Origin of the sequence: Rubritalea spongiae, assembly GCF_042652385.1 — a bacterium.
Taxonomy (GTDB): domain Bacteria; phylum Verrucomicrobiota; class Verrucomicrobiia; order Verrucomicrobiales; family Akkermansiaceae; genus Rubritalea; species Rubritalea spongiae.
Genome location: NZ_JBHSJM010000001.1, coordinates 1,719,132 through 1,733,391, shown reverse-complemented (window position 1 = coordinate 1,733,391; position 14,260 = coordinate 1,719,132). Strand labels below are relative to the sequence as shown.

At 51.1% G+C, this 14,260-nt stretch carries 10 protein-coding genes; 2 read left to right on the top strand and 8 right to left on the bottom strand.

Going from position 1 to position 14,260, the window contains the following annotated elements; translation table 11 throughout:
* Window positions 1–27 precede the first annotated feature (27 nt).
* Window positions 28–486 (top strand): YehS family protein, encoded by a 459-nt coding sequence (locus tag ACFPK9_RS07845; RefSeq protein WP_377094294.1) that lies wholly within the window; start codon window positions 28–30, stop codon window positions 484–486.
* Between the two features lie 42 nt (window positions 487–528).
* Here the strand turns inward: ACFPK9_RS07845 and ACFPK9_RS07840 are convergent, their stop codons facing one another.
* The gene (locus tag ACFPK9_RS07840) at window positions 529–924 is read right to left on the bottom strand and encodes a hypothetical protein (protein ID WP_377094293.1); all 396 of its coding nucleotides are present in this window, start codon (window positions 922–924) and stop codon (window positions 529–531) included.
* 205 nt (window positions 925–1,129) lie between these two features.
* Between ACFPK9_RS07840 and ACFPK9_RS07835 the strand changes: the two genes are divergently transcribed.
* Complete coding sequence (locus ACFPK9_RS07835) at window positions 1,130–1,426, top strand: hypothetical protein (RefSeq protein WP_377094292.1); 297 nt, start codon at window positions 1,130–1,132, stop codon at window positions 1,424–1,426.
* 69 nt (window positions 1,427–1,495) lie between these two features.
* On the opposite strand, the gene ACFPK9_RS07830 is transcribed toward ACFPK9_RS07835, so the two are convergent.
* The 7 genes from ACFPK9_RS07830 to ACFPK9_RS07800 form a co-directional block, all read right to left on the bottom strand.
* On the bottom strand, window positions 1,496–2,161 hold the full coding sequence (locus ACFPK9_RS07830) for a 3'-5' exonuclease (RefSeq protein WP_377094291.1): 666 nt from the start codon (window positions 2,159–2,161) through the stop codon (window positions 1,496–1,498).
* A gap of 95 nt (window positions 2,162–2,256) precedes the next feature.
* Complete coding sequence (locus tag ACFPK9_RS07825) at window positions 2,257–2,622, bottom strand: acyl-CoA thioesterase (RefSeq protein WP_377094290.1); 366 nt, start codon at window positions 2,620–2,622, stop codon at window positions 2,257–2,259.
* A gap of 138 nt (window positions 2,623–2,760) precedes the next feature.
* Window positions 2,761–4,398 carry a peptide chain release factor 3 gene (locus ACFPK9_RS07820; RefSeq protein WP_377094289.1) on the bottom strand — a complete coding sequence of 546 codons (1,638 nt, stop codon included), beginning with the start codon at window positions 4,396–4,398 and terminating at the stop codon, window positions 2,761–2,763.
* 259 nt (window positions 4,399–4,657) lie between these two features.
* Window positions 4,658–10,231, bottom strand: a complete 5,574-nt coding sequence (gene uvrA, locus ACFPK9_RS07815; RefSeq protein WP_377094288.1) for an excinuclease ABC subunit UvrA — start codon at window positions 10,229–10,231, stop codon at window positions 4,658–4,660.
* Window positions 10,232–10,534: 303 nt separating this feature from the next.
* Window positions 10,535–11,164, bottom strand: a complete 630-nt coding sequence (locus ACFPK9_RS07810; protein WP_377094287.1) for a YiiX/YebB-like N1pC/P60 family cysteine hydrolase — start codon at window positions 11,162–11,164, stop codon at window positions 10,535–10,537.
* Window positions 11,165–11,228: 64 nt separating this feature from the next.
* On the bottom strand, window positions 11,229–12,200 hold the full coding sequence (locus tag ACFPK9_RS07805; protein ID WP_377094286.1) for a serine/threonine-protein kinase: 972 nt from the start codon (window positions 12,198–12,200) through the stop codon (window positions 11,229–11,231).
* 164 nt (window positions 12,201–12,364) lie between these two features.
* A complete protein-coding gene (locus ACFPK9_RS07800) occupies window positions 12,365–14,140 on the bottom strand; it encodes a protein kinase domain-containing protein (RefSeq protein WP_377094285.1) in 1,776 nt (591 codons plus the stop codon).
* Window positions 14,141–14,260 lie beyond the last annotated feature (120 nt).

The window sequence follows — 14,260 nt, the reverse complement described above, 5'->3', positions numbered from 1 at the left end:
AAGAGGTGATCAGCGTGATTGGGATATATGACGAATAACGACATTCTGCGCCGCTTACGCTACGCCTTTAACTTCAATGATTATAAGATTGCTAGAATCTTCGAGCATGTGGGGGAGAAGATGAGTTCTACTCAAGTCGAAAAATGGTTAAAGCGCGATGAGGATGCGGAGTTTCAAAAAATGAGCGATGCGGACCTTTGTCGATTCCTCGATGGTCTGATTATTGAAAAGCGTGGGAAGCGTCCCGACGGGGTGGTTCCGAAGCCGCTAGACTTTTTGTCTAATAATGAAATTTTGAAGAAGCTGAGAATCGCGCTTTCTCTGCGCGACGAGGGTATGATGGAGGTTTTTAAGCAGGTTGACTTCAAGGTGACTAAAGCCGAGTTGGGATCATTTTTCCGCAAGGAAGGTCAGCGCAACTATGCCAAATGCCCTGAGCAGGTGTTGCGCAAGTTCATTCAAGGTCTTGGGCAAGCAACGGCCTAGAAGGACTTCTTTTAAGGCGCCCTATTGAATTCTAGACTTGGATTAGGCGTATAAGGTACGTGGGTCAACGGGGTAGGTTTCTTGGGTGAGGAGTTGTTCCCAATTAGGGACACCGATGCTTGAGGCTTCTTTGAGGAGATCAGAAATCTGGTGGGTTCGTTTCCAAGCCTCGAAGAGGGAGGTAATGGAATGGGTGTCGAAGTGGCCAAAGTACTTGGTGGTGGGGATGACTAAGCCGATTACAGGGTAGAGTCCGCCGGGTTTCTGTGGGAGTTCGCGTGGCATGATGTGGGCGCTTAGGCCGTGGCGGGCTAGGTCTTGGGGTTCACAGAATTTTTTTCGGATCACGTTGAGCGCTAGGATGATAGTGTCGCGGTCCCAGTTTAATGCCTCGTAGACATCGAATTCGATAGAAGTGTATCCTTTTGGTTTAGCCATAATGATGAGTTGTGAATCAATGCGTTGTTAGTGGGGGGCTCTGAGTGAATGTCAAACAGGTTCGCAAGAGTGGGGTAAGTGAGCAGTCGTTTTTGTTTCTGTTGACTCTATTGTCGATTCACCTATAGCAAGCGAGAACTCGAGGTCTCTCGACTTTCGAGATCTCAGTCTTTATCAATTTATAACACTTCATTCATTTAATATTATGTCAGAACAACAGAACGCACCGAAGTCCACATTCGGCTTTCCTAAATCAACACCTAAGAAGCTTCAGGAAGAGATCGAAAAAACGATCCCTAAGGAATTCCACGAGCAGGCGATTGTTATTCTTCGCGACAATGAAAAGCAAAGTCTTCGGGATGTTCTAGCGACTAAGCCTTACAATCTTACTCCTAACATGATCGCAATGTTGTTGAAGAATTACTACTCTCACGGATGTGACAAGACTGCGATCCTAGAGAAAGCAAGTCAACTCGCTCAGCTGATGAGCAAAGGAGCTTAAGGCTGAGCTTTATAATGAACAGTTGAGTTATGGGAAGTGATCTATTTTACGTAGATCACTTTTGTAGCTTTACTCGAGGAGGCCTTCGGATTGCAGGCTTTCCATAATCTTGAGCGCGGCATAGGCGTCGTTTGCCGCATAGACGAGTTGGCGTGGAGTGAGTGTGTTCTCAGCCCAGTTACTCATGGTGATTGTTTTTGATTTTTTAAAGCATTGTTTGAGTTGGACGCCGATGGCTCCACGTACGCCAATATTTCTACCATAACCTATTTGGCGGTATACTTGGTCGAGGTCGAGCACGTGTTTTAGTTCAATGCCGAAGCGGCTGCGAATCTGGGTGTGGTCATTTTTAAGGCCAAAGCCAACCTTGAGAAGCTGCTCGGATGCGATGAGCTTGGCAGCCGCTTTTTCGCAGCAAGGGCGGTGGAGCTGAAAGAGATATGCGCAATCAGTTAGAGCAAACTGTACGACATGAGGTCCGCTACTTTTTTCACCTCTGCGGAAGGTGGGTTTAGCCTCAGTATCGAATCCTGTCACTCCTGCCGCGGTAATGGCATCGACTGCGGCCTGGCATTCTTGCTGGCTCACGGGGACATGAATCTGGTTCTCGGAAAGCCCTGGGAACGTTGGTAGCAGGGAAGTTTCAGCCTTGCTAGGAGCGGTGAGACGCTGCTTCTTTGGAGTGCTGTTAGGGGAAGTATTAGGTCTAGACGATGATGGATTGGGATTGCTCATGAATGCGTGGAGGAAGATCTTGTGCCAATTTTTTCAGAATGGCGATACGCATTTTGAGGAAAGCAATCCATATCGTTGGCGCAACTACAGTAGGGTTACGCTTCGGGCGCTAACTTGTGTGCTGTGGGTTGGCCGTTTTCGTCGAGTTGGACGAAGACGAGGCGCTCGATAGTGAGGATGTCTTGCTTAGTGACTTTGTTACGAGCGACACACTTCAGAGTGATGGATGTGCGACCTACGCTAACGGTTTCGAGACCGAGTTCGATGACATCTCCGTGTTGCGCTGCATTGATAAAGCTGACTTCGGAAACGAAGCGTGTGACGAGATGTTTGCTGTCTAACTGACACATTGCATAGATGACGGCTTCTTCGTCGATCCAAGCGAGAAGTCGGCCACCAAAGAGGGTGCCGTTAGCATTAAGGTCTTCGGGCTTCACCCATTTTCGAGAGTAAAATTTCATGTACTTGTCTGTTTTATATGGTTTTTCGTTTTTTTCAAGTTCTGCAAGAGAGTCCACTATCCCTTCTGAGTGTTAAGGCTACGCGAAATTGGTGGCGAAAGGTAGTGGAGAGTTGAGCCGAGTCAGACTCACACCAGCTTATTCGCTGGCGTGGTCGCGGAAGGTGAGGTGCTCATTGCGATCGTGGAGTACCGAGACCATGTATTTAGAAGAGAGGAGGACGACCCAGTTGTTATCTTGGTCACGTGCGATGGCGGCACCTGAGGGGAGATGTACCTTTGGAGGGTCTTGCTCTCTTCTGTTAGTGTCTGGTTCATTTTCTTTGAACCATTGTACGACAGACCAGGGTGGAGTCTCGAGACGGGTTGGGACATTGTACTCGGATTCGAGTCGTGCGCGGAGGACTTCGAACTGGAGTGGGCCTACGGCTCCTAACATAGGAACTGCCTGCGAACTTCCGTGGACAGTATACGCCTGAGCGACACCTTCTTTCATCAGTTGTTCCATGCCAGAGCGGTAGCGTTTAATCGCGGCGGTGTCATTATTGAGAATGTAGGCAAAGCACTCTGGGGTGAAGCGAGGCATCTCATCGTAAGTAACCTTTGGATCACTTGTCAGGGTGTCGCCGATGAGGAAGTTGTAGTTGCCGATGAGTGCTAGGACGTCACCAGCGTAGGCTGTGTCGAGAGTTTCGCGGCCTTGTCCAAAGAGTTTTTGGGCATTGGCGAGGCGAACTTTTTTACCAGTGCGCTGGTCGACTACCTGCATATCGCGCTCAAAGACTCCGGAGACGATGCGAATGAAGACTGCGCGGTCACGGTGGCGGGGGTTCATGTTGGCTTGAATTTTGAATACGAAGCCAGAAAAATTGTTGGTAGTCGGGGCGACCATTTCGCCATTGTTGAATCGACCAGTTGGTGCGGGAGCTAGGTCCAAGAAGCTTTCGAGCATGTTTTGGACCCCGAAGTTGTTCATGGCACTACCGAAGTAAATAGGCATTTGCTCGCCCGCGATGACTTTTTCGATATCGAGCGGCTCGGTGAGGCCATCGATCATTTCGAGTTCTGAGGTGACTGTCTCGTAGAGGTCTTCATCTAAAGACGCGCGGACTGTTTCATCGTCAATGCCAGCAACTTCGAGTGGGGCTTTGAAGGCACCGTGTGCAGTTTTCTCGAAAAGGTTGACTTCACCCTTTTGGCGATCGAAGACTCCGCGGAAGCGTGGACCATCGCCGAGTGGCCAATTGACAGGAGCAGGAGCTAGCTTGAGAACGGTTTCGAGTTCGTCGAGGAGTTCGAGTGGCGGACGCGATGGACGGTCCATCTTGTTGATGAAAACGAAAATGGGGACCCCGCGTCTGCGGCAGACGTCGAAGAGTTTCAGCGTTTGAGCTTCGATCCCTTTACCAGCATCGATAACCATGACAGCGGCATCGACTGCAGAGAGTACGCGGTAGGTGTCTTCAGAGAAATCGTGGTGACCTGGGGTGTCGAGTAGGTTGACGCAGCAGGCGTTGTATTCGAATTGCAAGACTGTGGAGGAGACGGAGATTCCGCGCTCTTTTTCCATGGCCATCCAGTCACTTGAAGTGGACTGTTGTTCTTTCTTAGAGGTGACGCTTCCAGCGAGGCCAATAGCTCCTCCGTAGAGGAGAAGCTTTTCGGTGAGAGTGGTCTTACCCGCATCTGGGTGAGAGATGATGGCAAAGGTACGGCGGCGTGAAATCTCACGCACGGCGGCGGCTGGAACCGAGTTGTTGGATGCTGCAGTAGTCAAAGCACCTAAGCGCGTAGCGCGAAGTGAGCAAATTAGCAACCCTCGGTGATTACCTAATTCTGGGGAGGACTTACCTCATTAGCGTCAACTTAAGCATAGGTAGGCTCTCTGCATCAGACTGAGTCGGGGGCTTTTTTCAAATGGTATTTGGCGAATATTAGGTGAAAAACCTTTGATCTCGTTGCACGACTTAATTCTTACTATAAAACGGCCTAGTGCTTTTGCGATTGTTTGTGTCTTTTGCTGTATGGAAGTTCAGTTAATTTCTTAAGGTTTCAGCAATGAAGGGGGCGGTGCGAGAGTTTTTGTTGGTGGCGACGCGCTCGGGAGTGCCTTGGGCGACGATGGTGCCGCCATGGTCGCCGGCTTCTGGCCCCATGTCGATGAGGTAGTCGGCTTCTGCCATGATGGCGGTGTGGTGCTCGATGACGACGACGGTGTGGTCTTCGTCGACTAGGCGGTGGAGGACCTCGATGAGTTTTTTTACGTCTTCTTGGTGGAGGCCAATGGTGGGTTCTTCGATGAGGTAGAGGTTGGTGTTGTTGCGCGTGACATTGCGAACGGACTTGCGCCCTTTGGTGAGCTCTGCCACGAGCTTGAGGCGCTGGGCTTCACCACCTGAGAGGGTGGGTGAGGGCTGTCCGAGCTTGAGGTAGCCGAGCCCGGTATCGTCTAACAAGGAAAGGGTGCGGTGGAGTTTGGTGTGATTTTTGAAGAACTCGGCGGCGGTGGAGATGTTCATTTCGAGGACATCGCCAATGGTTTTTCCATTGTAGAGGATTTCGAGGGTGGCTTGGTTGTAGCGTTTCTCGTTGCAAGTATGGCAAGGAACCCAGGTGGTGGGGAGGAAATCCATTTCAAGTTTGATACGCCCATTTCCCTTACACTCAGGGCATTGGCCTTCGGCATTGTTAAAGCTGAAGCGCGAGGCCGTGTAGCCACGCATGCGTGCTTCAGGAACGACTGCGTAGAGCTTGCGGATGTCGTCAAGGATCTTGACGTAGGTGGCGGGGCAGGAGCGTGAGGTTTTGCCAATCGGTGATTGGTCGACTTCGTAGCAATGCTTGATCTTTTCAAATCCTTCGGATTTCGAAAAATAGTTAGAAGTTGCTAGTTTGGAGTTGGTAGTTTTTTTCTTCACAGCGTGGGGGAGGGTGCCGCGCATGAGGGAGGATTTACCACAGCCGGAGACACCGGTGATGACGGTGAGTCGACCGTGAGGGATGCGAACGTCGATATTTTTGAGGTTGTTGTAGTTACAACCTGTGAGTTTGAGCCACGCTTTCTTTTCAGCAATTTTAGGGATGCTGCGGCGCTTCCCTAATAATGGGTGCTGAAGAGGGTGAGAGAAGGCGTGGAGAGTGGGTGAGTCTGGAAATTCCTTGAGGGTTTTCTTGAGCTGGGATTTTTTTCCAGTGGTGTTGGCGACGATGTTACCGCCATTGATTCCAGCCCCTGGTCCGAGGTCGATGAGCTGGGTGGCGCGGCGCATTGTTTCGTCATCGTGCTCGACGACGAGTAGTGAGTTCCCCCGTGCTCGGAGCGCCTCGAGGGTGTCGAGGAGTTGTTGGTTGTCGCGTGGGTGAAGGCCAATGGTGGGCTCGTCTAGCACGTAGAGCACTCCTGTTAGGTTTGAACCGAGTTGTGCTGCAAGGCGGATACGCTGGGACTCTCCACCTGATAGAGTGTCGGCGGAGCGATCGAGTGAGAGGTAGTTGAGGCCGACTTTTTCGAGGAAGCGGAGGCGTTGTGTGATCTCTGGCAGGATATCGCGGGCGATGAGCTTGTCGCGCCCAGTCCATTTCCAAGTTTCTAACATGTCAGCGGCATCGGACACTGAGAGTCGGCTGACGTGGGCGATATTGTTGTCGTTGATAAAGACGAAGCGGGCATTTTTATTAATGCGGTCGCCGAGGCATTCTGGGCAATTGGTGCGGGTGACTTCATCGTCATCGGCATTGGATCGGCTGAGTTCTTCGGCTATTTCGGCTTCGGCTTCCGAGTTGTATTCATTCGGCTTGGTTTTGCGCTTTTTCTTTTTGGATTCGACGATGCTGCCATAGCCACGGCATGTCGGGCACCAACCGCGCGGCGAGTTGAAGGAGAAATGGTGAGGATCGAGTTCGGGGAAGGAAATGCCAGTGACTGGGGAGACGCGGGCAGTCGAGTATGTTTGAAGCTGGTAGTTAGAAGTAGTTAGTTCTACTGCTGTCGCACATTGGCCTTTGCCAAGGGTGAGCGCTTGCGCGAGTTCCTCGGAGGTGGGAGTGGTGTTGTCTGTGATGACGGCGAAGATATCGTGCTCCTTATAGCGGGCGAGCGCCGTGAAGTCTTCTGTGGCAATCAGCTTACCATCGACTAATAAGAGCTTGATTCCTTTGCGCCCAGCAGCAGCGGCAACATCGGTATGGAAGCCTTTTCGACCTCTAATGAGCGGGGCGAGTAAGAGGGTGCGTTTCTTGGCTTTGAAGGCTTTTGTGAGTTGATCGAGAATGGCGTCGCTGGTTTGTGAGACGACGGGTTCACCCGACTCGGGACAATGCTGGATACCGAGCTTGGCATAGAGTAGGCGGAGGAAGTGAAAGATCTCAGTGACGGTGCCGACGGTGGATTTTCCACCACCGCGTGAGACGCGCTGTTCGATGGCAACGGTGGGCGGTAGGCCTTCGATTTTATCGATGTCGGGTTTCTCTAACTGGCCGGCAAACTGGCGAGCATAGGGTGACATGGAGTCAAGGAATCGGCGCTGGCCTTCGGCAAAGATGATGTCGAATGAGAGTGTGGATTTTCCTGATCCTGAGAGACCAGTGACGACGACGAGTTCATCCCGCGGGATGGTGAGGTCGAAGTTTTTTAGATTGTGTTCGCGGGCTCCTGAAATTTTTATGCTGTTAGATAGTTCGGGCGGAGTGCTCGGCGATCCCTCCGCACCTTGGGTAGGGCTTAGGTCGTTATTGAGAGCTTTGGCGGTTTCCGTTTCGGTGGTGAGAATTTCTTCTGGGGTGCCGTGGAAGACGATTTTGCCGCCATCTGTTCCTGCGCCGGGGCCCATTTCAATGAGGTGATCAGCGGAGCGAATAACATCGAGGTTATGTTCGATGACGAGTAAGGTGTGGCCAGCATTGACGAGGGACTGGAAGACTTGAAGGAGCTTTTCGATGTCAGTGAAGTGGAGGCCCGTGGTGGGCTCGTCGAGGATGAGGAGCTGGCCGGCATCGGTGACTTTTTTGGTCTTGGAGAGAAGTTGGCAGAGTTTGATGCGCTGAGATTCTCCGCCCGATAGGGTGTTGAGAGGTTGGCCTAGACGAAGGTAGCCGAGGCCGACATCGACCATGGGTTGGAGCGCTTTGGCGATCTTGGTTTTCAGTGTGAGCGTCTTAGATTTAGTTTCACCGTTTGCGATGGCAAAGAATTTAAGAGCTTCAGTGATGGTGAGGTTAAGGATGTCTGCGATCGACTTTCCTTTCAGTTTTATTTCGAGGGCTGAGTTATTGTAGCGTGAGCCATCGCATTCTGGGCAGGTGATATAGAGGTCGCTGAGGAACTGCATTTCAACTTTTTCAAAGCCATTGCCCCAGCACCGCTCGCAGCGTCCGGCGCCGGAGTTGAATGAGAAGAAGCCGGCTTTGAGATTTCTGTCAGCGGCTTCGTCTGTTAGGGCGAAGAGTTCGCGGATGGCATCGAAAGCTCCTGCGTAGACGGCGGGTGTAGAGCGTGGGGTCTTGGTGAGGGGTGACTGGTCGACGCGTTCGACGCCCGAGATGTGGTCGATGCCTTTGAGGGACTTGATGAAGGCGGGGTCTTCTTCGGTGTTGAGTAGGAAGGCTTTTTGGAGGTTAAGGTAGATGACGTCGTTAGCCATCGTCGATTTTCCTGATCCCGATACGCCGGTGAGGCAGGTGAAGGTGCTGGTGGGGATAGAGATCGTTTGGTTCTCGATGTTGTGTTTGTGAGCGCCTGTAAAGGTGAGTTTCTTGCGCGATTTTCTACGTTTTTTCGGTGTCTCGATGCGTTTCTCACCAGTGAGGTAAGGCAGTGTGACTGAAGATTGATGATTTAAAGTTTCAGATTTCAGATTGCCAGTTAGTGGACCGTGGTAGGTGATTTGGCCGCCTTTTTCACCGGCGGCGGGGCCGATGTCGAGGAGGTTGTCTGCTTGGCGCATGACGGCTTCTTCGTGTTCGACGACAACGACGGTATTCCCCTTGTCACGCAGGTTGTGCATGACGGTTATCAGGCGATTGATGTCACGTGCGTGGAGGCCAACAGTCGGTTCATCGAGTACAAAGAGGGTGTTTGTTAGGGCGGCGCCGAGGCATGTTGTTAGATTGACGCGTTCGATTTCTCCACCGGAGAGGGTGCGGGCTGGGCGGTCTAGGGTGAGGTAGCCTAGGCCGACATCGTTCAAGTAGCTGAGTCGGCTGGTGATTTCAGACATTGCGTGTTTGAGCGATGTCGATTGACTGGCCTCGGCTAAATGTTGAGTGTTGTGTGTCGAGAGTTGAATGAGATCATCGAACCATTTTTTTAGATCGCAGAGGGGGATGTGCCAGAGGTCAGGGAGGGTTTTGCCGTTGATTTTGAAGCAAAGGGCTTCAGGTTTGAGGCGGGTAGCATTACAAACGGGGCAGTCGGTGTAGGCGCGATAACGGGAGAGGAAGACGCGGACATGCATTTTGTAGGCTTTGGTTTCCATCCAGTCGAAGAAGCCGCGCACGCCGTACCATTTTCCAGCTTTCCAGAGTTTATCTGCATTGCCCGCTTCTCCTTTGAGAACCCAATCTTGATCCTTTTTAGGGAGTAAGTGCCAAGGGGTGTTGGTGTCGACACCGTACTCGCGCGCACAGCGGATAAGGTCGTCCTTACACTCGGCTCCACGTTCTCCTTCGAAGGGCTTAATGACGCCTTCGCGGATTGTGAGGGTGGGGTCTTGGATGGCTTTGTTGAGATCAATACCAATAATGCGGCCGAATCCACGGCACTCTGGGCAGGCGCCGAGTGGGGAGTTGAAGGAGAATAGAGAGGCGGTAGGTGGGCGCAGGGTGAAGCCGGTTTTCGGGTTTTTCCACTCGGTTGAAAAAGTATTGAGTGTTGAGTCCGGTGTGTTGAATTGAGAAAGGATAGAGCAGTTGCTTTTGCCGTAGTTGAGTGCGGCTTCGAGGGCTTCGTGGAGTCGCTTCTTGTTAGGCTTTGTTAGGCTGATCCTGTCTTGGATAATGACGGCTGAGGGATCGCCCCAAGGGGAATCTGTTGGTTCGTCATCGGTGCGGAGTATTTGATTGTCTTTTAGGACGCGGAGGTAGCCTTGTTGGCTGAGGAAGTTGAAGACCTCTGCAGTGGTAGCGTCTTTAGAAATGGTTATGGGGAAGAGAACTAGGACGGATTCTTCGGCATGGTTTTGGTAGGCCCAGTCAATGATGGTAGCTGGGGTGTCGGGTTTGATTTCTTCTCCGGTTTTGGGATCGAAGGCACGGGCGAGTTTAGGAAATATGACTTTGAGGTAGTCATTGAGTTCAGTGAGTGTGCCGACGGTGGAGCGGGTGGTGCGGATGGCATTTTTTTGCTCAATGGCGATGGCGGGAGGTATGTTGTCGATGCGGTCGACGACGGGTTTGTCCATGCGATCGAGGAACTGGCGGACGTAGGGAGAAAATGTCTCGACGTAACGGCGTTGGCCTTCGGCGTAAAGGGTGTGGAAGGCGAGTGAGGATTTCCCTGATCCAGAGGGGCCAGTGATGACCGTGAGTTGGTTGGTCGGGATATCGATATCGAGGTTTTTGAGATTGTGTTGGCGGGCTCCTCGAATCTGGATGGCTGGGATGTTCTCTGGCACGGGGGGAGTTTAATCTCAATTAGGTTTTGAGCAATTAGGAATTAAGAGAGATGCGTGATATCGGCAGTTTGCTTTTTGGGGGAGGAGAGTGGGTCTGGGAATGCGTGAATATTTCGAAAAATGTCTAGGGTTATTGATGTTTTATCACGGATCGCACGAATGACACGAATAGGGTGAGGCTGGCTTTTATCCAGTAGGGATGTGTGCGTAGGTTTTATTGGTCGACACTTCGCTTTAGCCTAGGCTGGTATGAGTTTCGTCGTTGGCGGAAGGGTGGGTTCGAGTAGCGCCAAATGGAGGAGCTTACTTTTTAGGGACTTCGGTGAGGAGTGGGGACTCGGCGAGGTCTGAGGGGGCGACGACAGGGGCGTCTTTTGGGAGGTTAGCAATGCTGCCGTAGCGGCGTTCGATGAGAGCGGCTACGGTGGGGTCGCTGAGGTTGTAGGAGCCCATGTGGCGAGGAGGACAGAGTTCGATGCCGGTGGCGTGCTTGTAGATTTTCCAGACGAGTTCTGAGCAATAGAGGTGTTCGTCATCCCAGAGGAATTTGAGGTCGTAGGGTTTGTCGAGCTGTTGTTTGGCCCAGATTTCAGCTTTAACGAGGTTCGCGGGAGTGATCTGGCTACTGTCTTTGAGTCGTCGAGCGTGGAAGCTGTGTGGGTGGCGTTTAATCCAGTTTTCGAGTTTGGTATATTTTACGGGTTGGACTGCTTCGAAGACCCACCATTGGTCTTCATTTTTAAAGACGACACCGACGTGGGTCCACTGGGAGTTGGTGGCGGCTTTAATGGCATTGGCTTGGCCGCGGTGTCCGCTCTGGAACACGATATCTCCATTTTGGAGAGCATAGGGATTGCTAGTGCTTGCTAGCCCGTAGCTGATAGAGAGTGCAGCTGAGAGAGCAATGATGGCGGAGAAGAGGAGCTTTTTCATAGGTGAATAGTTCACTCTAGCCTGTATGGGGACGTTTGTCTCTGTGAAATGCGTGGTAGAGAAATTAAAACGCAAAGACTAACCAGAGGAAGGTGGTGGTGAGAAGGGTTAGGATAAGTGCGATGAGTGGAATACCGATTGTTGAACTTGCCGAAGCTAGTTGCAGTGGTTGGAGAGCGGTTACCAATAGGAAGCTAGGTTGGTTTTGTTCTTTTTGATGTTCGCTCTCGGCGGCTTCAATTTTTTCCACAAGTGCTTCGAGTTCTTCGGCCATTTCAGACGCGTGAGGGTAGCGGAGTTCGCGTTGAGGGTGGATGGCTTTAAGGATGATGACGTCGAAGTCTTCGTAGGAGTCGCTGAGTTTGGAGGCCGAGAGGTAGGGGTAAGGAACGAGCTGGCCAGTCAGCAGCTCGTAGAGCATGACTCCAGCTGAGAAAATGTCGGCTTTCTGGTCTATACCGTGTGGGTCACGCAGAACTTCTGGAGCTGTGTAGCCTTTGGTGCCATAGACCGTTCCGCCATCGTGGGTGTCATCGAGTGGGCGGGCGAGGCCGAAGTCGACTATTTTGGGGCGAGCTTCGTCATCAATGAGGATATTGGCAGGTTTGATGTCGCGGTGGATGAGGCCGGAGCGATGCGCGTGGTCGAGTCCTCGGCATATCTCTGCGATTAGGATAGCTGCTTCTTTCATGTCGACCTTTCGCTTATGCGCTTTGTCGAAGAGTGTGCGTCCCGGAACGTATTCTATGACGAGGTAGAGGGTGTCATCGATGGAGCCAAAGTCGAAGATTCGAACGAGGTTTGGATGGCTGAGCTTAGCCATTGCTTTAGCTTCAAGTTTAAAAGCATTGCGAAAAGTGGGGTTGTCACCGAATTCTTTTGGGAGGATTTTAATCGCAACTTCACGGTCTAGCTTGAGTTGTTTCGCTAGGTAGACTGCGCCCATGCCGCCTTTTGCTAGAAAGGAATCTATTCGATAATCTGGTAGAAGATCATTTAGTTCTTCGGGTGATGGCGGTGTGAAATTATTAGGCATCCTCAATACGTTATAAAGTATTTTGTAGGGGGATGTTTGAGTATTGGGTATGGTATGTGAGAGACTAGAAAATGAAAACCACTTTTTTGAGGTGAGGGATGAATAACGAAAAAACCCAGGTCTCTGACGAGATCCTGGGCTTTGGACGTTTTAAAGTAAGTTATTTATGAGGCTGAGCTGGAGATCTTCTTTATGCTGCTAGATTCATTTGCAGCTTTATTTTTCTCAGAGTCTTCTTTTTTCCATTCAATAAGGAAGCCTGCAGTGTCAGTGTCTTTTTTCGCGCTAGCAAAAATGTCGGAATCGATCTGAGCGTAGGCTGTGGAGGTCGTTGTGCGGATTTCAATACTATCTTTCCAAGGAGAGCCATCTACCCAGTTCCATTTTTGATCACCGTCGGTGTAGGCGCCAATCCAGCAAGCTCCCCAAGTTGGGATGATGGTTTTGACTTTTGCTATGTCGTCTTTGTCGGCCAGCACCGCGAGGGACGCTCCGTATTTTTTGCAGATTTTCTCAGCTTCTAACCAAGTGATGTCGTCATGGATGAATGCCACGAGGCGCACTCCGTTATCAAGCAAGACAGCACGTTTTTCTTGAATGAGTTCTGCAAGTTCTGGATTCTGGGCGGTGAGTGCTGCGATGAATTGTTTTTCGAGTTCTTCATCGCTCAGTGCTGGTGCTGCAGGAGTCTCGTTCTGAGGATCTTTCTTAGAGTTGCTAGCCTGTATTGTTTCTTTCCGCTTGGTGCTGAGTTTTTTTCCTGAGTTCTCTGCACTGGCGAGAGAATCAGTTTGGTCTACTTTGCCGTTGGCTTTGACGAGTCTGTTTTTAGATGAGTCATCGAAAAAGACTTCGAGTTTTGAGCCGTCTTCTTTTTCATGAATTTGGTCAGGAATTTCGGCGTTCTGCTGTTCGACTTTGGCGATGTCAGCCTTCTTTGCTTCATAGGCCTGCCATGCATAGTAGATGCCTGCAGAGAGTGCTATAATGGCGGCTAATGATAGGAAGCCAGAGCTCTTTTTCTTGACCTTTTTACTCGAAGTGGTGGTGCGAGCAGTGGCACCGCTGACAACGGATCTCGGCATGGCTGAGGTCGCTTTAGGAGCGAGTTTTTGACCGGTTTTGATGCGGCGGCGAACTTCATTGAGTTTCTCGGAAAGCTCTTCGGCTGATTGGTAGCGCAGGGCTGGGTCCGCGGCTATTGCTTTGCGGATGGAGCGTTCGAGAGAACTGTCAAATTTGCCGAATCGTTCGAGAGGTTGGTAGATTTGCTCAGGCATCTTACCTGCGAGGAGTTCGTAAAGCATGACGCCGACGGCAAAAATATCAGTAGCTGCGCTGACTTTATCTGGAGCGGCTACTACTTCTGGTGCTGCATAGCCCGGAGTGCCGTATATGACGCCTGATTCTGTGTTACCTGAAGGGCGGGCAAGGCCGAAGTCCCCGATTTTAGGAGTGCCATCTTTGGTAATGAAGATGTTTGCAGGCTTAATGTCACGGTGGAGAATGCCAGCTTTGTGTGCATTGTAGAGACCATCTGAGATACCTATGATGATTTCTACGGCTTCGAGTTGAGGGAGCTGCTTCTGGTAGGCGTGTTCGTAGAGGGTGGTGCCATCGACAAATTCCATGACGATGTAGAGCATGCCGTCGACTTCACCGAAGTCGTAGACTCCAATGAGGTTGGGGTGATTGAGGCGCGCCATGAGTTTGGCTTCAGTTTCAAAGCCTTGGCGGAAAGTGTCGTCTGCGCCTAATTCAGGTGGGAGAATTTTGACTGCAACGGGACGGTCGAGAGAAGTTTGTGTCGCTTTATAGACGGCACCCATGCCTCCGGTTGCGATAAGAGACTCGAAGGAATAGGAGGGTAAAAGCTGGCTGATGATTTCGACTGCAGGAGCTTCGAAGGGGATAGCTTGCGGAATTTGATCGGACGACATACGATTATAATTTACTAAGTGGAGGAACTAGGCGAGTTACAGAATACATTGATGGAAAGGTCAAGTGTACAAACATGTGTATTACGTAACATTTCTGTGATAAATCTAATTGTTCTAACA

Bases quoted from the DNA above. Each gene is read 5' to 3' on its own strand.
- ACFPK9_RS07800 (WP_377094285.1), bottom strand. From the start codon at position 14,140: ATGTCGTCCGATCAAATTCCGCAAGCTATCCCCTTCGAAGCTCCTGCA.
- ACFPK9_RS07825 (WP_377094290.1), bottom strand. From the start codon at position 2,622: ATGAAATTTTACTCTCGAAAATGGGTGAAGCCCGAAGACCTTAATGCT.
- ACFPK9_RS07840 (WP_377094293.1), bottom strand. From the start codon at position 924: ATGGCTAAACCAAAAGGATACACTTCTATCGAATTCGATGTCTACGAG.
- ACFPK9_RS07835 (WP_377094292.1), top strand. From the start codon at position 1,130: ATGTCAGAACAACAGAACGCACCGAAGTCCACATTCGGCTTTCCTAAA.
- ACFPK9_RS07845 (WP_377094294.1), top strand. From the start codon at position 28: ATGACGAATAACGACATTCTGCGCCGCTTACGCTACGCCTTTAACTTC.
- ACFPK9_RS07805 (WP_377094286.1), bottom strand. From the start codon at position 12,200: ATGCCTAATAATTTCACACCGCCATCACCCGAAGAACTAAATGATCTT.
- ACFPK9_RS07810 (WP_377094287.1), bottom strand. From the start codon at position 11,164: ATGAAAAAGCTCCTCTTCTCCGCCATCATTGCTCTCTCAGCTGCACTC.
- ACFPK9_RS07830 (WP_377094291.1), bottom strand. From the start codon at position 2,161: ATGAGCAATCCCAATCCATCATCGTCTAGACCTAATACTTCCCCTAAC.